The organism is Chitinophaga filiformis, assembly GCF_900102545.1.
Lineage (GTDB): Bacteria > Bacteroidota > Bacteroidia > Chitinophagales > Chitinophagaceae > Chitinophaga > Chitinophaga filiformis.
On sequence record NZ_FNBN01000002.1, the window covers coordinates 819,423 to 839,620 of the forward strand.

General features: G+C 46.7%; 12 protein-coding genes. 8 read left to right on the forward strand and 4 right to left on the reverse strand.

The window, feature by feature from the left end; translation table 11 throughout:
• Window positions 1–126 precede the first annotated feature (126 nt).
• The 3 genes from BLR32_RS09820 (at window position 127) to BLR32_RS09830 (ending at window position 4,630) form a co-directional block, all read left to right on the forward strand.
• On the forward strand, window positions 127–1,167 hold the full coding sequence (locus tag BLR32_RS09820) for a zinc-dependent alcohol dehydrogenase family protein (RefSeq protein ID WP_089831105.1): 1,041 nt from the start codon (window positions 127–129) through the stop codon (window positions 1,165–1,167).
• A 10-nt stretch (window positions 1,168–1,177) separates the two neighbouring features.
• A complete protein-coding gene (locus BLR32_RS09825; protein WP_089831107.1) occupies window positions 1,178–2,059 on the forward strand; it encodes a DUF6544 family protein in 882 nt (293 codons plus the stop codon).
• Between the two features lie 69 nt (window positions 2,060–2,128).
• Window positions 2,129–4,630 (forward strand): cation-translocating P-type ATPase, encoded by a 2,502-nt coding sequence (locus BLR32_RS09830; protein ID WP_089831109.1) that lies wholly within the window; start codon window positions 2,129–2,131, stop codon window positions 4,628–4,630.
• 2 nt (window positions 4,631–4,632) lie between these two features.
• On the opposite strand, the gene BLR32_RS09835 is transcribed toward BLR32_RS09830, so the two are convergent.
• The gene (locus BLR32_RS09835; protein ID WP_089832116.1) at window positions 4,633–6,720 is read right to left on the reverse strand and encodes an LTA synthase family protein; all 2,088 of its coding nucleotides are present in this window, start codon (window positions 6,718–6,720) and stop codon (window positions 4,633–4,635) included.
• Between the two features lie 130 nt (window positions 6,721–6,850).
• Between BLR32_RS09835 and BLR32_RS09840 the strand changes: the two genes are divergently transcribed.
• From BLR32_RS09840 to BLR32_RS09860, 5 genes are all read left to right on the forward strand, one after another.
• The gene (locus BLR32_RS09840) at window positions 6,851–7,525 is read left to right on the forward strand and encodes a response regulator transcription factor (RefSeq protein WP_089831111.1); all 675 of its coding nucleotides are present in this window, start codon (window positions 6,851–6,853) and stop codon (window positions 7,523–7,525) included.
• Window positions 7,522–8,568, forward strand: a complete 1,047-nt coding sequence (locus tag BLR32_RS09845; protein ID WP_089832118.1) for a sensor histidine kinase — start codon at window positions 7,522–7,524, stop codon at window positions 8,566–8,568. Before BLR32_RS09840 ends, BLR32_RS09845 begins: the two co-directional genes overlap by 4 nt.
• A 52-nt stretch (window positions 8,569–8,620) precedes the next feature.
• The gene (locus BLR32_RS09850) at window positions 8,621–11,020 is read left to right on the forward strand and encodes a TonB-dependent receptor (protein WP_089831114.1); all 2,400 of its coding nucleotides are present in this window, start codon (window positions 8,621–8,623) and stop codon (window positions 11,018–11,020) included.
• A gap of 120 nt (window positions 11,021–11,140) precedes the next feature.
• Window positions 11,141–12,385, forward strand: coding sequence for an exonuclease SbcCD subunit D (locus BLR32_RS09855; protein WP_089831117.1), 1,245 nt, complete (start codon window positions 11,141–11,143; stop codon window positions 12,383–12,385).
• Between the two features lie 2 nt (window positions 12,386–12,387).
• Window positions 12,388–16,122, forward strand: a complete 3,735-nt coding sequence (locus tag BLR32_RS09860) for an AAA family ATPase (RefSeq protein WP_089831120.1) — start codon at window positions 12,388–12,390, stop codon at window positions 16,120–16,122.
• Here BLR32_RS09860 and BLR32_RS09865 read toward each other — a convergent pair.
• The 3 genes from BLR32_RS09865 to BLR32_RS09875 form a co-directional block, all read right to left on the reverse strand.
• Entirely contained in the window at window positions 16,119–17,042 is a 924-nt protein-coding gene (locus BLR32_RS09865; RefSeq protein ID WP_245705392.1) for a lysophospholipid acyltransferase family protein, read from the reverse strand. The genes BLR32_RS09860 and BLR32_RS09865 overlap by 4 nt on opposite strands.
• Before the next feature lie 764 nt (window positions 17,043–17,806).
• Window positions 17,807–18,226 (reverse strand): response regulator, encoded by a 420-nt coding sequence (locus tag BLR32_RS09870; protein WP_089831122.1) that lies wholly within the window; start codon window positions 18,224–18,226, stop codon window positions 17,807–17,809.
• Window positions 18,227–18,374: 148 nt separating this feature from the next.
• Window positions 18,375–20,180 carry a hypothetical protein gene (locus BLR32_RS09875; protein ID WP_143011419.1) on the reverse strand — a complete coding sequence of 602 codons (1,806 nt, stop codon included), beginning with the start codon at window positions 20,178–20,180 and terminating at the stop codon, window positions 18,375–18,377.
• Window positions 20,181–20,198: the final 18 nt, after the last annotated feature.

Sequence of the window (20,198 nt, forward strand, 5' to 3'; positions counted from 1 at the left end):
AATAAATAAACAGTACAAAGAGACTATCTTTACAAAGGCAGGACAATGATGACAATCATTACCTGTATTATCCTTCATCATTCTCCCGCAATCACCCCTTCATTAACTTGGCTAAAAACAAACGCTATGAAAGCACTCGTATATCATGGCCCGGGCCAGAAAGCTTTTGAAGAAAAGCCCCAACCTGTAATAACGGCCCCTACCGATGCCATTGTGAAAATACTTAAAACGACCATCTGCGGTACAGACCTTCATATCCTCAAAGGAGATGTCCCTGAAGTTACCGATGGCCGCATTCTGGGTCACGAAGGCGTAGGCGTAATAGAAGAAACAGGCAGCAACGTCACAAACTTTAAGAAGGGCGATCATGTACTGATATCCTGTATCACCTCCTGTGGCAAATGCGAATATTGCCGGAAAGGCATGTATTCCCATTGCGAAAATGGCGGTTGGGTACTTGGACACCTGATTGACGGTACACAGGCTGAATATGTCAGAATTCCCTACGCAGACACAAGTCTTTATCATATACCACCCGGCGCCAATGAAGAAGCATTGGTGATGCTCAGCGATATACTCCCCACAGGTTATGAATGCGGGGTACTGAACGGCCGGGTACAACCCGGTAGTACAGTGGCAATAGTAGGTTCCGGCCCTATCGGACTGGCAGCCTTATTGACAGCAGCATTTTATTCACCCGGCGCTATTATTATGATAGACCTCGACGACAACCGGCTGGAAGTATCAAAGAAATTTGGCGCTACACATACGATCAACAGTTCAAAGGAAAACACGGTGGAAAGGATTATGGCCATTACCGGCAATCGTGGCGTAGATACCGCCATTGAAGCAGTAGGCATCCCCGCTACTTTCGAACTGTGTACCTCTATCATCAGTCCCGGCGGTTGTGTAGCCAATGTAGGAGTCCACGGAAAACCCGCCTCCCTGCACCTGGAAAGCCTGTGGGCAAAGAATATCACGATCACTACAAGACTGGTGGATACCGTTACAACTCCTTTATTGCTGAAAACAGTGGTATCTGAAAAACTGGACCCTTTAAAGCTCATCACGCACCGGTTCCGGCTGACAGACATCATGCAGGCATATGAAACATTCGGACAGGCAGAAAAAGAAAAATCACTTAAAGTAATATTATCTAATGATTAACTGATTTGCCATGTTACCAGGATGGATATGGCTTTCTATCGCCATCGTTATTGCTTTTATTCTTCGCTACAGTTATGTACGTTTCTATAAAATACTGGAAGCAGACCGTGAGACATTATTTATTCAATGCAGCTCACGGCGTCCTGACATACTAACTGAAGCGTCTATCCGGCATCTCCCTCCTGCCGTGCGGCTATGGCTGACACGCAGCGGCGTATTGAACAAAGCCTTTAATAGCACTGTACATCTTTATCAGCAGGGAGAAATGAGGACCGCCACAAACAGCAAATGGATGCCTGTGAAAGCACAGCAATGGTTCAACTCCGCTGCTCCCGGTTTTCTCTGGGTAGCAGATGTAAAAATGTTCCCTTCTCTGTACCTGGCAGGTAAAGACAGTTATGTCAACGGTAAAGGTCATATGCTGATCAGCTTTCTTTCAATGTTGCCCATTGTAAATGCCAAAGGACCTGAAATTGACCAGAGTAGTATGATAAGGTACCTTGCAGAAATTGTATGGTTTCCTTATGCAGCAGTAAGTCATTATATCAGATGGGAGGAAGTAGATGAACTAACAGCCAGGGCCACCATTACCTACGCCGGTATTTCTGCATCAGCCCTGTTCCGGTTTAACGAAGAGGGAGATTTTATCAGCCTCACCGCAAAAAGGTATTATTCGGCAAAAGGCAGGACAACGCTGGAAGACTGGCTGGTGGAAACAGAGCCGGGGGCCTGTCAGATATTTGAAGGCATACGCATACCCGATCGCCTCCAGGTGACCTGGTTGCTCAAAAGTGGCAGATTTACATGGTTCCTGCTGAAGGTAACCGATATAAAGTATCACGAGAACAGGAAATATCAACTCATTCAATCGCCACAGCATGAGTATCTCTGAATAAAATAAGCCTCACGAAATACACTGTTTAAGAAATTCTTACTGTTAGGTGAATAACTCCATACTCCGATGAGTGATCATATCTCAAATACTATAGTAATAAAAGGTCTTCGTACCGCAGATATCGATACCCTGAGACAACGGTACGGCAAAAACATTTTCACGCAGCAGACAGGAAGACGCCTTCCTGCTATACTGAAGAATGTTGTAACTGAACCCATGTTCTTACTACTTGTATTTGCTGCCGGATTATACTTCCTCTTAAACAGCATTACAGAAGGCATGATGATGCTGACAGCAATATTGCTGGTATCCGCTATTTCAGTTTACCAGGAGATGAAAAGTGAGCATGCCCTGGAGGCACTGAAACAATATACGGCCCCCTCAGCAACTGTGATAAGAGATGGAAAGGAAATATCTATCGCAACAACAGAACTGGTACCGGGCGACATCCTGCTGCTGCATGAAGGAGATATGATCCCTGCAGATGCAGTCATCCTGAACGCCAATGATCTTACCGTCAATGAATCTGTGATCACCGGCGAATCTTTTCCGGTAGAAAAGCAGGCAGGGAATAAAGCACCGCTCTACCAGGGCAGTACCATCAACTCCGGCGCATGCACAGCAGTTGTAACCCATACAGGTAATAACACCACTCTCGGAAAGCTCGGTAAAGCCATTACCTCCACACCCAATGAAAAAACCGCACTCCAGCAACAGACGCAGGTCTTTGTAAAACAACTTGCCTTTTTTGGTGTCGCAGGATTTGCCATTGTATTCACTGTCAACTTTATCCGCAGCGGCGACTGGACTGCCAGCCTGCTATTAGGCCTTACACTGGCTATGGCCGCTATTCCGGAAGAGATACCAGTGTCTTTTTCCTCCTTTATGGCGCTGGGCGCCTACTATATGAGCCGTATGGGTATTATACCCAGGCAGGCGCAGATCGTGGAAAACCTGGGCGCCGCAAACGTGTTATGCCTCGACAAAACAGGCACGCTGACCGAAAACAGGATGAAGGTAGTGATGCTGTATGACCATATAAACGGCCAACTGCATAACCTGGAAGAAAACAATCCTCCCGGCAACAACCACCTGCTTTATATTGCTGCACTCGCCAATGAACGGCATCCTTTCGATAATATGGAATGCGCCATTATGGATTCCTTTCTGGCAGACAACAAACAGCAGATCGTCCTTCCGGATATGATACATGAATATCCGCTTGAAGGCAGACCTCCCATGATGACACACGTATACCCTCAGGGAGGAACAATGCTGGCCGCATCAAAGGGAGCCGTAGAACGTATTCTCCGGGTATGTCATGCCGACCGGGCCACCAGAGAAAAGATCACCGCTTACGTCGACGACATGGGCCGTAAAGGGTACCGCGTACTTGGGGTAGCCAGCGCTGTTATAAAAGATGAAATGCTACCGGCAGTGCAGGATAATGCAGACTGGCAGCTGGAAGGACTGATCGCGCTATACGATCCACCAAGAGCTTCCGCTGCAGATGTAATATCCCGCTTGTACAAGGCCGGCATCAGGGCGATGCTGCTGACAGGCGATCATCTCAGTACGGCCGCATATGTTGCCGCAAGGGTAGGCATTGCTGGTTATCACCGGGGCATTACAGGAGATGAAGTAATGCAGATGGACACTGAGACACTTCAGCGTACAGTAAAAGACGAATCCCTTTATGTACGGATGTATCCTGAAGCAAAACGGAAAGTAATAGAAGCATTGAAGGCAAACAACTGTATCGTTGCGATGACAGGCGATGGTGTGAATGACGGTCCGGCAATAAAGGCCGCACATATCGGCATTGCAATGGGTAAAAAGGGCACTGAAATAGCGAGACAGGCAGCAGACCTCGTCATTACTGACGATAATCTTGCGCTGATACCCATTGCTGTTGAACAGGGCCGCAGGATCTACAGCAATCTGAAGAAAGCCATACGTTATATCATTTCCATCCACATTCCCATCATACTTGTTGCCACTATCCCACTATTATTGGGCTGGCGTTATCCCAACATATTTACACCTATACACGTAATTTTCCTTGAGCTCATCATGGGGCCTACCTGTTCATTATTTTATGAAAAAGAACCTGTGGAAGATAATATCATGCAAACGCCTCCCAGACAAACGACCAGCAACCTTTTCAATAATAAAGAGCTTTTCATCAGCATCATACAGGGACTGATCATCACAATCGGGATACTGGCATTATATCGTATTTACATGCAGGAGCACACTCTGGAGAAAACCCGCACAATGGTTTTTACAACACTGATCATCAGCAATATTTTCCTGACATTCGCTAACCGCTCCTTTACAGAGACCTTCATCAAAACAATCCGGTCCCGTAATCCCCTGACCCCGCTTATCATAGGATTATCGGTGTTATTCCTTGCGGTGATACAACTGGTACCTGGCATCAGGCAGGCTTTCGGCCTCACCGCTGTAAATATTTCAGATTATGGTATCTGCCTGATAACCGGATTTGTCTGTGTTGCCTGGTTCGAAATATATAAGCAGTGTCTGCCAGCCCTGAGCAAGCGCTGATACTACTCCTCCTGCCGCCTGTGCCTCAACAGCCAGCTGATACTCTGATAATAAGCAATCGCTTCATCCGCCAGCCCGCTCTCCACCTGCACAGCAGTCTCATTACCATTTTTAAAATCAGCCAGGTATTCATGTATACTCTTCACCGGCGACTGCACCAACAGTTTCCCATCCCGCAGATATCCCAGTCCCTGATAAGTACTGATAAAAGCGCGTTGCTTATCAGCCGGCATATGCAGCACATCCTGTCCGAAGAACTTGGAACGATAATGCAGATGCATCAATCCAAGAATAGTAGGCGCCACATCTATCTGCGCCGTCAGTGTATTCACCTCCCTTGGTTCCACTACCTTTGGCGCATAGATCAGCATGGGAATATGATACCCGGTCACTGGCAACTCCACACTACCCGCACTGCCTGCGCAGTGATCAGCTACAATCACAAAGATGGTACTGTCAAACCAGGGCTTATTTTGTGCATCCCTGAGGAATTTATTGATAGCATAGTCTGTATACTTCACAGCCCCTTCCCTCACCTGCCTGGCAGCGGGAATATCTATCCTTCCATCAGGATAGGTGAACGGGCGGTGATTGCTCACCGTCATGATATGTGCGAAGAAAGGCTTTCCGGCCTTATTATCCTGGTCGAGCACATGTAAAGACAAGTCAAACAGGTCTTCATCTGCTACCCCCCAGATATTCTGATAATGCACCTGGTCCGCCGGTATGGCCGACCTATCGATCACGCTGTAACCATTGTGACCAAAAAACTCCTTCATATTATCAAAATAGCTGTAACCACCATAAATGTATTGGGTAGTATATCCGTGGGAACGCAGCACACTGCCTAAAGAGAACAGATGCCCATTGTCAGGCCGCTTTACGATACTCTGTCCGGGCGTAGGCGGTATAGATAAAGACAGCGCCTCCAGTCCGCGCACTGTCCTCGTACCTGAGGAATACAGATTCGTAAATAACAGGCTATGATGCGCCAGGGAATCCAGATAAGGCGTAATATTCTCATTGCCGCCAAAGGCATGCATGAAGCTCGCACTCAGGCTTTCCACACTGATCAGTACTACGTTCAGTTTCCGCTCCGGCTCTGTATAAGTGATCTCTCTTTCAATATTATAAGGATCATTACTTACAAAATGACTGTTAGGCGTTTCCAGCTGTTTTCTCAATAAGCGGAATGCAGTAACATCGGGTAAGGTCTGATAGAATTTATAAAAATCCAGCTCATTCTGTGTAAAGGCAACAGCAAATTCATACAGGCCGTTACCAGCTAATGAATTGGCATACTCATTCCGGCTGAAATGCCGCCATTTCTCCTGTGTAGCATAATATGCCAGCAAGGGCATCAATAAGAGGCTTATTGCCACCGCAGAACGCCTCACAAAGGGAGATGGGCTGATCACACTGGCCCGGATCTGTTTACGCAGCAGGAATACAATGACTATAGTCAGCACGCCTACAATACTCAATATTGGTACCAGCGGATATGATTCGGTGATATTTCCCAACACCTCCGTAGTATATACAAGGTAATCCACCGCAATAAAATTGTAACGGGTAGAAAACTCCTGCCAGAAGAACCACTCAGCCACAGCATTAAACAATAGCAGGAAAACAACCAGTGTCATACTCATATACAGTATCGCTGTACGCCAGCGTATACGGAAAGAATAAGGCATGAAGAAAAGAAAGAGATAAATAACAAACCGCGCCGCTATATAATATATCAGGATATTATACACGTCGGTATTATAGTCCTTCGGCACTATATTGGTAAACAATAGCAATGCAAGCAGGCCTGCAAAAAACAGGCAGACAAAAGGCATTACACTTCTCCGGTAAATAAAGTTGTTCTGTAACCATACATGTAATACAAAAGGTATGATCGCAAAAGAAGCTACTGACAGATCATATAATATTCCAATGAAAAGTGAGCCGGCAAATTGTGTTACGGACACACCGGAAGCATGTGTACTTAAAAGAAGTATAACGCGGGTAAGCGCAGATAGCGATAAAAGCAGTGCTACAATCAATACAATCACCGAGAACTTCCTGTTCCATTCCTCTTTGGCCATAGGTTGCTGTTTTAATCCGCCTGCAAACTTAATAGCCAAATCTGTCGTAAATTGGAAGAAATTCTGTCGCAAATCAGAAGAGGAATGCTTTCTTCAGAATCTATTCAGAATACATCAATACTTTCAACGGATGAAAATTTTAATAATAGAGGACGAAACAGCACTGGCCAAAAGTATAGGCGCCTACCTGTCAGATGAAAACTATCTGTGCGAATATGCTACCACCTTTGCACAGGCAATCGACAAGATCAATATTCACGATTACGACTGCATATTACTCGACCTGATGTTGCCCGGTGGAGATGGATTAAGGATATTAGAGGAGATCAAGGAACAGAATAAACAGGATGGCGTTATCATCATCTCTGCCAAGAACTCATTAGAAGATAAAATAAAAGGATTGCAGATAGGTGCGGACGACTATCTTACAAAACCCTTCCACCTGCCCGAACTGGCCGCACGCATTTACTCTATTATCCGCCGCAAACAATTTGGCAACGTCAATATCGTAGAGCAAAACGAACTCAGGATCAACCTGCTTGCCAAAACTGTCACCGTACATGATAAGAACGTTACGCTGACCAGGAAAGAATTTGACCTGCTGCTTTACTTCATCAGCAACAAAAACAAAGTAATTTCCAAGAGCGCATTGGCAGAACATCTTTCGGGAGATGTAGCAGACATGTTCGATAACTACGATTTCATCTACGTACATATCAAGAACCTGAAAAAGAAACTGACGGAGGCCGGTTGTGATAACTACCTGAAAACATTGTATGGTACCGGTTATAAATGGGAAATATGAGTAAACTGCTGAACCTTTCATTAAAAAGATTCATGATCTACGCCGGACTGGTACTGGTTTGCAGCATCCCGGTCTATTATTTCATCCTCAGTAAACTATGGCGTTACGAACTGGATGAACATCATATAGAGCTCACTCCGGCCGCAGGAAGAGAAGATCGTTACCTGATCATCATGATCGTCACCACCCTCACCATGTTATTCTTCCTCATGCTGATAATAGGCTTTGTGCTGATCAACAGGAGGATCTCCAAACGTTTATGGCAGCCGTTTTATAACAGCCTGGCAAAGATCAAGAGCTTCAACCTCGACCAGCAGCAAACAGTCATTTTTGAAGATACAGAAATCAATGAATTTGCTGAACTGAATCAAAGTCTCAACAAGCTGATTGCAGGGAATGTCGCTGTATATAAGCAGCAGAAAGAATTTGCAGACAATGCCTCGCATGAATTACAAACACCCTTAGCCATTATACAATCCAAGCTGGACCTGCTGCTGCAAAGCAAACTGCTGACTGATGATCAGTATGAATTGATCGAAGACGCTAACAAGGCATTGTCAAGAGTGGCGCGTATTAACAAGAACCTCTTGCTCCTGACTAAAATAGAGAATAGTCAGTTCATGGACCGGGAGCTTATAGACCTCTCTGGACTGTTGCAAAGCACATTGAACATCTTCTCTAACTTCTCTGAAAACAAGGACCTGGAATTAAAGAGGGATATCCCGGCAGGAATAACAATAGAAGGCAATAAGATTCTTGTCGAGATCCTGCTCAATAACCTGATCACCAACGCTATCAGGTACACGGCTAATAAAGGTACCATCGCTGTTACCCTCTCAGACAAATATCTCTCTGTTGCCAATTCAGCCACAGAAGCCTTACAAAACGACCAGCTGTTCAAACGTTTCGGCACTACCACTTCTTCGATTACACGTGGCACAGGCCTTGGACTATCGCTGGTGAAGCAGATCAGCAGCAGATATGGATGGAAGGTAGATTATACCTTTCATAATTCCTATCATATCTTCTCTATACATTTCTGACTTTAGATTTCCTTTCGAATCAGGTAGTAACTATGCAGAAATAAACTACTGCATGAAAGGGAAATTAGTCCTCCTTATTCTTTTATTGTTCGTAATAGCTGCGGCAAAAGCACAATCACCTAAAGTAACTGTAACAGGTGTCGTAAAAGATGCTGCAGGGAAAAACCCGCTCTCATTTGTCAGTGTTACACTGAAAACCCGCGACAGCGCATTTGTAGCTGGTACCATTAGCGGTGACAACGGACGTTTCTCTTTACCGGATATCAGCAGCGGAAATTATCTGTTGGTGTTTTCTTATGTCGGTTATCAACCCAGGATTGAACAGTTCAACGTAGGACAGCTCAGTAAATTCCAGGATATAGGAAATGTGACTTTGACGCAGAATGCAAAATCGCTTAACGAAGTGACAGTCACCGGCAGACAGGAAGAGATCAGGATGGACAAAAAGACTTTCAATGTAGCTGCTAATATCAGTCAGGCGGGAGGCTCCGTACTGGAAGCCATGAAAAACCTGCCAGGCGTTACTACACAGGATGGGCAGGTGCTGCTGAGAGGTAGCAACAAGGTGATGATCATGATTGACGGCAGACAAACCGCACTGACCGGTTTCGGAAGCCAGACAAGCCTGGACAATATCCCCGCTTCCGCCATTGAAAAGATAGAGATCATCAATAATCCTTCTTCAAAATATGATGCCAACGGCAATGCCGGCATTATCAACATTGTCTATAAGAAAGAAACAAAAGAAGGCTTTAACGGTAAGGTAGGTCTTAGCGGAGGCTTAGGCGCCCTGTGGGTGAAAAAGGAGAACTATCCGACTATCAGGCCCCAATATGAACGTACGCCCAAGATCAATCCTTCCCTGTCATTGAACTACCGGAAGAATAAAATCAACTGGTTCCTCCTGGCGGATGACCTTTACACCAAAACACTGAACAAAAACGAATTTGTAGACAGATTTTATAATAATGGCGATACCGTCAGACAACAGACCAAAAGGAACAGAACGACCAACTTTTCAACGGTGAAAACAGGACTTGACTGGGCAGTTAACAGTAACAACCTCATTACAGTGTCCGGCCTCTTTGGCACTGAAAAGATCCTCGACAGAGGTGACGAGCCCTTCTTTAACGGCAGCCTGACTGAACGACAACGCCTGTGGCAGTTCCTGGAAGATGAATTGAAAACGACCGCCACCTTCTCTGCTAACTGGCAGCATAGTTTCAAAGAACCCGGCAGAACGCTGAACGTAGGACTGAATGCCACCTTCCACCGGGAAAATGAAAAATACTTCTTTACGAATATAATGCCTGAATATACCGGCCTGGATTCGTTCAGGGTACTGTCTGACGAGCATGTTACAGATCTGAACGTCGACTATGTACATCCCCTGAAACATGGCCGTTTTGAAGGTGGATTGAAATTCCGGTACAGGTATATCCCCGTGACGATGGACTTCAAGCCAGGTATCCACTCCGTACTGGATGCTGATGCCGGCGGCTGGGCAAAGTATAAGGAAATCATTCCGGCGCTTTACGGCAATTATGTGTACGAGAGCAACAAGGTGGAGATAGAGGCCGGTCTGCGGATTGAATATGTGAACCTCGCGTACAAAGTCAATCCCACACATCCTGTTTACAAAAGCGATGGCTACAACTATACACAGCCCTTTCCAAACCTACGACTGGCTTACAAGCTGTCTGACAATAACAAGTTGTCATTTTTCTACAACCGCAGGGTAGACAGGCCTAATGAAGGTGATATCCGCATTTTCCCCAAGTATGATGATGCGGAGATCATTAAAGTAGGCAATCCTGCCCTGCGTCCTCAATTCACCAATACCTTCGAACTGGGCGATAAGACCAGCTGGAACAATGGCTACCTGTTCTCATCCGTATATCACAAACGGATGGATGCCACTATCACCAGGATCGCCAGCACCGTTCCGGGCAGCACGCTGATCTATAACATCTTCCAGAATGCCGGTAAGAGCTACAATACAGGTATTGAACTGGTCATCTCCCAGAAGGTATCCAATTGGGCAACCTTCAATCTGAATCTGAACGGCTACAGGAATATCATTGACTCCTTCTCCGTAGTGAATAAATATCCGGTTGAAAATGTGTTCAGTGCCTCCAGGGAAGATCTCTATTCCGGTAATATTAAGCTGAACGGCCAGTTCCATTTCCCCCGACAGGTGGAAGCGCAGTTAACGGCTATTTACCAGGCACCGGATCTGGTACCACAGGGAAAGACCTTCGCCCGTTTTGGCGTGGACGCAGGTATTAAAAAGGGCATTCAGCAAGGTAAAGGTGAGGTGTTCATCAATGCGACAGATATCGCCAATACGCTGCGGATAAAGAAGGAGATCAAAGGAACGGATTTCAGATACACCAGTGTTGACTACAATGAAACACAGGTGATCCGCATAGGATACAGCTATAAGTTCTGATAGCTGATATTTGCGGCCTCCACTATATTGTACCACGATTACCTATTTTTGCAGGGAATTCAGATCACGCTGCGCATATCAGCTGCGTAATCGCTGTTTTATCTTTGCAAAAAATATCTGATGAAAATATTGCATACTGCGGACTGGCATATCGGGCAAACCTTTTATCAGTATGACAGGACGTATGAGCACCAGCAATTTCTGAACTGGCTGGTGAATACCATTAAGGAAAAAGACATTGAGCTGTTGATTATCAGTGGTGATGTGTTCGACGTAGCAAATCCTGCTGCGGGCTCCATTAAACTATTTTACTCTTTTCTCAATAATGCCGTAAAGGCACAACCTGACCTGCAGGTTATCATCACAGCAGGTAACCATGACTCTGCTGCCCGCCTGGAAGCGCCTAAGCCCCTGCTGGAATCATCCAACATTCATATTGTCGGTATGATAGAGCGCCGCGAAGACGGCAGCATCGACTACGAAAAGATGATCATCCCTGTGAAAGACAAACAGGGTAATACCGTTCTTTGGTGCCTGGCCATTCCCTTCCTGCGTATGGGCGACTATCCCTCGGTAGCAGAAAGCGCGGCCCTTTATGCCGACGGCGTATCGGCCCTGTATAAGGAAGCCTATGAATATGCGCTGACTAAAAAGCAGGATGGTCAGGGTATTATTGCCATGGCACACCTGCATACACTGGATGCAGAACTGTCAGACCACGACAAAACAGAAAGAGTGATCATGGGAGGGATAGAATTTGTACCGGCAAAGGCCTTTCATGAAGACATCCTCTATACAGCCTTAGGTCACATACATAAAGCCCAGAAAATCGGCGGAAAAGAAAATATACGATACAGCGGTAGTCCGCTGCCCATGTCATTCTCCGAAATGAACTACCGGCACCAGGTAGTCACCTTCGATATTACGGAAGGTAATATCAGCGATATTGAGTTGTGCGAAATACCTGTCACTACAGAACTGCTTCGCGTGCCATCCAAACCACTGCCGTTACCGGAAGTGCTGGAACAATTGTCGCAATTGCCAGAAGCAGGGGAAGATATTGATATCGCGCCCTATCTGGAGGTACGGGTATTGCTGGAAGGCCCTGAGCCAGCCCTTCGTCATAAGGTGGAGACGGCCCTGGCCGGCAGGCACGCACGACTGGCAAAGATAGACGTTTCGTATCCTTCCGGTAAAGCAGAAAATGGAACAGAGACGACCATCAGCGCCAATCAGCTGCAGGAACTGAATCCGCTGGATGTTTTTAAGCAGATCTACCGGGCCGATTATAACAGCGACACCCCGGAAGAACTGGTTGCCCTGTTCAACCAGGTATTACAGGAAATCACTACAAAAGAGCAGTAAGGATGAGAATATTAGCCATTCGTTTTAAGAACCTGGCTTCACTGGAAGATACCAACGAAATAGACTTCACGAAAGAACCGCTTAGTCAGGCGGGTATCTTTGCTATTACCGGGCCTACAGGCGCAGGTAAATCCACCTTACTGGATGCCCTCTGCCTGGCGCTCTACGCCAAGACACCACGCTACCAGCAGGCCAAAGAAACCGGTATCGAGATACAGGACCTGGCCGGCAATAAACTGAACCAGGGCGACATCAGGGGCATCCTGCGTGATGGTACGGCCGACGGATTTGCAGAAGTGGAATTTGCCGGTACCGATGGCAACAACTATAGGGCTACCTGGTCTGTCAAAAGGGCCCGAAACAAGATAGACGGGAACCTGCAGACAGACACCGTTGACTTATTCAATCTCAGCGCCAATATTGCTGTTCCCGGAAAGAAAACAGAAACCCTGAGGGAGATAGAACGACTGGTAGGACTGAACTTCGAACAGTTCACCCGCTCAGTATTGCTTGCACAGGGCGACTTCACCGCTTTTCTGAAGGCAGACAAAGACGCCAAAGCTTCCCTGCTGGAGAAACTCACAGGTACTGATATCTATTCAGAAATTTCAAGAACTGTATTCGATAAATACAAACTGGCTGACCAGGAGCTCAAAAATCTGAACAACCAGGTAGCAGGCATTGTCAGCCTTACAGAAGAACAGCAGCAGGAACTGAGCGCACAGCGGGAGGAGCTGCTGAAAAAGACAGAAGAACAGGAAAAGATCCTTGCCGGCCTGACGAACGAGATCAACTGGCACCAGTCACTCGCAGGATTGATCGCCAGCAGGGATCAGGCAGCACAGCATTATCAGCAGGCGCTGACAGCCATGGAAAATGCTGGTGAAAGGATCCGCACCTTCACCCTGGTGGAAAATGTGCAACCCGCAAGAGGACTGATAGCAGCTAAACAGGCATCGGCATCTCAACTGGCAGATAAAGCTACTGCATTACAGGAACTGTCCTCCCGTATACAACATACCACAGAAAGCCATCAGGCAGCCCTTAAACAGCTGGATATCGCCAGCCAGGAACTGTCCACCAGACAGCAGGAAGCAATGCGCTATCAGCCGGATATTGACACGGCAAAGAAACTGGATACACTGATCGTTGAAAAAGGTAAGCAGGTACAAACAGCGGAAGCTGAATCAAAGACTGCACAACAACAACATGATGCGCACCTGGAAGCGCTGGTAAAGAAGGAACAGGAGATCAATACGGTAAATGCCGGCATCGCCCGACTGGAGGACTGGCAGAGAGAACATGTAAGCAGACAGGATATTGCGGAGAACATCATCGAAATCACTACCCAGCTGGGGCACGCCTCCAAATGGCTGCCCATGCAGCAACGGCTGACAGAGAACCTGCAAGCTACTACAGCATTCATTACTGAAACGGATAAAACGATCGCTACCCTGCAGGAGCAGGTATCTAAATACCAGCAGCAGGCAACAACCCTGCATACCGCTTATGAGCAAGTGAACACTACACTGGCTGCTATACCAATTGCTGAAATAAAAGCCCAAGAAAGCAGTCTGGCCAGCAATATCCGTGAAGCAGATGCTGCCAGGGCTCACTGGGCATTGCTTTTTACGAACCTGCGTGAAAAAGAACACACTGCGCGTCAGCATGATACCTGCCAGCAGGAACTCACCGCAAAGACGACCACACTGCAAGGGAAACAGGAGCTACTGAAAGAAGCACAGACAAAAAAGGAACTGGCAGACAAACTTGCGCATCAGGCGAGACTGCAGGTAGCAGAGAATGTAGAATCCCTGCGTGCGCAACTGCTACCCGGCGAACCTTGTCCCGTATGTGGCAGCAAGGAGCATCCCTTCTCTGAAGAGAATCCGCTGGCACATAGCATTCTCAAGGGACTGGAAGACGAAAGCCTGGCAGCCAACCAGGCATATAATGCCCTTTCAGGTGAGATCAGCAGTCTGAAGCAATTGATCAGCAGGTTACAACAGGAAGTCACTACGCATGAAAATGCGCTGGCAGACAGAAACCAGCAGATAAGCACACTGGAACAACAATGGCAATCCTTCCAGCTGGCTACAGCGAGTGCATCAGTGTCCATAGCAGAACGGGCAGCCTGGCTGGATGCACATGTACAACAACTGTTATCCGCTCAACGGGAGAATAATGCGCAGATCACCTCTCATGAAGATAAAAAGCGGGAAGCCGATCAACTGAAATTGCAGCTGGATACGTTGAACAGTAATCTATCTACCGCCAGTGAGCAGCTGAAAGATAAACAGTGGGAAAAGGCCGGCAAACAGGAAGCACAAGTACAGATACAACAGCAGCTCGATAACATTGCACAGGACTTAGAAGTAATGACAGAACAGCTGGCGCCCCACTTCAACAATCCCGCCTGGATCGATAACTGGAAGAAAGATCCGCAGGGATTCGATGACAGCATCCGCTCCTTTGCCAAACGTTGGAAAGAGAATGTGCAGGCTATTACGGACAATACCGGGCAACTACAGGTGCTTCAATCTGCATTAGGCGAAATGCGCAGGCAGGCGCCTTCCATTGCTACGGATGTCACCAATAAGGTCAATGCGCTCAATGGCCTCAAAGACCAGTTACAGGCACTCAGCACCGAAAGGAACGGCCTGCTGAACGGAGAAGAAGTCAACAGCTTTGAAACTAAACTCAAACAGGCCTGCGACACGGCTGCCACTGTACGACAAACAGCTCATGAAGCAGTAACTGCCCTGAAGGACGAACTACTCACGTATACAACTAATAAAACACAGACAGAGAAAGACATCACCCAGCTCCGGAGCAATATTGACAAACAACAGCAGGAGATCGCTGCCTGGATCGCAACATATGCGACAGAACATGGCATGCCGCTGTCTGAAGAAGAGCTTACACAACTCCTCACCTACACCACCGCATGGATAGACAAAGAAAGGAAAGACATCCAGGCAATCAGACAGGCGGTTACCACCAGCAAGGCTACCCTTGACGAAAGGACCCTGCAGGTAACCAATCACACCAACAAACGCATTACCGACCGCTCACTGGAAGAAGTGATGGCGCTTTCAGACGATACACGTAAAGTACTGAGAGACATTACCAACGATAGGAATAACATCGAATACCAGCTCCGCCAGGATGCAGAGAACAAGTCAAGGATCGGCGACCTGCGCGCAGCTATCACCGCTAAAGCTGCCATACACGAGAACTGGAGCAAACTGAATGAACTGATCGGATCAGCAGACGGTAAGAAGTTCAGGCAGATCGCACAGGAATATACGCTGGACATGCTGCTGGGATATGCCAACATGCACCTGCAGATGCTGACCAGTCGTTATAAACTGTTAAGAATACCAGGCAACCTCGGATTACAGGTGCTGGATAAAGATATGGGAGACGAACTGAGAACGGTGTTTTCCCTCTCCGGAGGCGAATCCTTCCTTGTATCCCTCGCACTGGCATTAGGATTAGCATCATTATCCTCCAGCAAAATGAAAGTAGAATCGCTCTTTATTGATGAAGGTTTCGGCGCACTTGATCCCGATACCCTGAACGTAGCCGTAGATGCGCTGGAACGCCTGCACAACCAGGGACGTAAAGTAGGCGTGATCTCTCACGTACAGGAAATGACAGAACGTATACCCACACAGATAAAGGTGATCAGGCTGGCGAATGGAAAGAGTAAAGTAGAAGTGGTGGGCGGCTAAGATCCTCTCCGCTCCCACTGCTTATGCGTCCACAGCCAGTATTCGGGGGCATGCATGATGTCGTGTTCAAGGTACCAGGCGAAAGTCCTGGTGATCTCGTATGACTCCACATCCACAGGATCTTCTGTGATGAGCGAGAAGTATACATCCCAGCCTGTTCCTGTTGCACGTTTTCTTACAGAAGCATAGATAACCACTGCATCCAGCGACTTAGCCAACTGTTCTGCACCAGTAAATAAACCCGTCGGCTGATGCAGAAAGTCTGTCTCATACTTTGCCCTTACCGACGGCGACTGATCTGCAATGAAAATATACGCATTAGGGTGATCCCGGTGCGACAACATGAAACGCGCCGTTTCATTGATAGCCAGCAACTTGATACCAAACCTTGAGCGGATACGGTATAAGAGCTTGTTGATGAATTGACTGCGTTCAGGCTTATACACCGCATATACGTCGAAAGAAAGATACTTTGGTAAAATATTCAGGCACTCCCAGTTACCATAGTGCCCCAGCACAATAATGATATTCCGTCCCTCCTGGTGACAATGTTCCAGCACTTCAGGATTATGGATGTGTACCTGTTTGCGATGCTCTTCCTCTGACATAGACAACAACTGCAATGTCTCGATTGTCAGTTCACTTAAATGCCTGTAAAAGAGTCTTGTAATGGCCTGTATCTGCCTGTAACTCCGTTTGGGGAAGGAACGGGAAAGATTCTGCACCACTACATCATAGCGATACCTTGCCACTTTGTACAGTGACCAATACAGTAATTTCCTTAAAATTTTCAATATACCTGCAGGCAACAGACTTATCAAATACACAAGAACAAATAACAACTCATAAAGCAGATTGCGGCGCCGGACCACAGTTGTATCTTTTATTTCGTGGCGGGCAAATCCTGCGGGTCTCTTCATAGAATTAGCAGCGTCATACATAGGCAGTTCTCTTTGACCTTTTGAGGGCTCTATACCGGGCGTCCTCCCCATTTAGCAATCATTATCCGGACTATATGTACAATCCTGATAGTCCATTAACGCAAATTTAGAACCGATTTATATGAAATATCAAATCTTAACTTTTCTTTGCATAGCAGATGTTTACCCGATACAGTTATCCTATTGAACATCAGTAGCAAGAATAAAAAGAGATGGAGTCTTACTATCGAAAAAATGAGTAAAGGATGTCGTAGTAAATACACAGACTGTACCGGAGGTATTTGCCGGTGAACAATTCTAAAGAGAATCTAAACAATAACATACAGGATAATGTGATCATCCACGACAATAGGACTTCGCGTAGGAGTCCCGTTGTTTGTAACGGGTTGTAACCCCGTTGTTTGTAGCCTGTGGTCCCCCCGGAATTCGAATTGAATCATTCGCATTAAATCATCCGCGACAATAGGACTCCGTAGGAGTCCCGTTGTTTGTAATGGGTTGTAACCCCGTTGTTTGTATCCGGGTGCAACCCAGTTGTTTGTAGCCTGTGGTGCAACCCGGGAATTCGAATTGAATCATTCGCATTAAATCATCCGCGACAATAGGACTCCCTAGGAGTCCCGTTGTTTGTAGCCCGGGGTTTTTAAACCCCGGGGACGGCGTGCAACCCGGGGACGGCGTGCAACCGCGGGTGGGGTAGCCGGATGCCCCGGGTGCGCCCCGGGATTAATCCCCCCCAAACATCACGCATTAGGATGTTTACAATCCCGCCAGTAATCCAATATCTGCTTCACCTGTCTCTCCACCTCACTCATTACATTCTTTTTGACAAAATAACCTTGCACGGTTAATTCATACACTTCCTCAACCACCTCTTTTGATTCGACAGTACTCAGGAAAACAAAAGGAATACTCTTTCTTCTCAGGAACTCGTCAGCATCTATCTGCCGTCTCAATTCGAGACCGGTCATCCGGGGAAGGTTGATATCAGACAGAATAATAAATGGTTGTTCACGCGTTACCTGTAAATAGCGAAGCAGGTCGTCCCCTCCTTCAAAGAACCTGATCTCATTTTTAACACCCAGCGAAGCCATTATTGTCTCATAGATCTCCCGGTCGTCCTGATCATCTTCCAATATTAGAATGGGGCCTGTTTTAGCCATAAGAATAGGTTTATTGGTGAAACAAAATACCCGCATTAGTCATGCCAGTTTTGGCATCACTTCATTACACCAATTCACATATGGAAAGCGACATTTAGTGATCAGGCAAATATCCCGGCCAGGTTAACCATATCCATGGTATTGACAGCTATTTCACAGCAGCGCTGCCATTACTGCCTCCTCCAAGGTTCATGGTAGGTATTGGCAGTCTGAAACCGATGAACACATAGTTCGCTCCCTGGAAAAGATTATACGCCCATCCTACCTGCAGATAATCCTTCAATGCAGACGCTACTACGCCAAGCCCCAGTTCCGGCACATCATCCTTATCAAAATCAGGTGAAGAAACATGCAGACCAAAGTTCAGGTCCAACAGATTATTAGGTAATGAGGAATTCCTTTTCCATTGCTGGCTCATACCAAAAATACCTTTGAACAGCACATTGTAATAAGGCGCCATCTGCACATCCTTTTCTATTTTGGTAGCAGTGAGCGGATGCGCAAAAATAACCCCTACCGTGGCTTCCAGGTGAGGCAGAATGCGGTATAATGTCACGCTATGCGTTTCTTCCAACAGACTCTTTTTGGTGCTGGTATTGGTCACCACCATTTTGATCACTACCCTGTCGCCCGCCTGGCGGAAACCGGCATATAAGAGATCGGTAGTTGCTTCAGATGGTATGTCTCCTAATGCCAGCGAATACACTTTATCAGAAAAACTCAAGGCCAGTCCCTCAAGACGTCTGCGTTCCTGACCAAAACGCAACAGGTCATCCGGTATCAGCAGGTTAGCCAGTTCTGTGACCTTACCACCAGCCATTGTTATCAGATTAGCACATTGCGTTCTTACTTCAGCAGTGGCAGCCGGAACATGCGACTGGAAAGCGGTGAGCAGTGCTTTCATTTCACTGAACTCACCATTGATGGTAGTGACATCGGTCTGCAGGCGTGATATAAAAGCAATGCCATCAGCAGGCAGTGTATTATTCGAAATCGCCTGATAATATTTCACCTTCTCTGTCAGCAGTGTTTTTATCTGGTCACCCTGCGCCAGTATCTTCTTTACATCAGTAACAATCTGCTGATCCTGTAAGGTAGCCAGCACCTTCTCCCCTTCTTTCTTAAAATCTTCAAAATCGGTCTTTAGTCTTTGCTCCAGGATGCCAGTGAACTGTCTTACATACTCACCGCGTAATATTTCATCCACATTCAGTTCCCGCTGCTGACTATTCTTCACCCATTTCTGAATATCTTCCAGCTGCGCTGCCTGTGCATCTGTAAGCGTAAACTTCCAGCGCTCCACTTCATAATATTCTCCCAGCGGATTCTCGTCAAGACCATTGAAGTGCAGGGGCGACGGCTGGTTATTGTGCATCAGCCATCCACCGATCTGGACGCGGACGTCATTGTAGACAGGGCTTTGAGACAATTGCGCATCAAGATCAGCGAGCCTTTTATTGAGCGCATATAAAAGGCCTTCCCAGGTCTTGCTGTCGTCACCAAAATATTCTTCATGGCCATTAAAAAAGGCTTCGAAATAATCACGGGTTTGCTGATCACGGTCAAAGAGTGCGGCAATTTCGTTCGTAATAGCAGAAGTACGTTGTATGAACGTGTTCAGGCTGGCTTTATCCCCCCTGACATAGTTCTTAATCGCATCCTCCATTCCTTTCGACCATCCGTCTACTTTCTGCGTAGCATCGTAGAGGACATTGAGCAGGCTTACAGCATCAGCAGGTAAAGGACTACCCATACCGGAGGTATTTACTTTCCTGATAAAGGCCGCACGATCAAAGAGAACTGTCAGCCGGCTATTGATGTCGGCATTCGCTTTATCATCGTATGGTTTATTATTCTGATCAATTTCCCTGACCTTAATGATGGATTGGGAAAAGACAGGACACACAGTACACAACAGGAACAGGATAGCACATGGCAATATAAAGAGTCGCATATTATATTTCGCATTAAG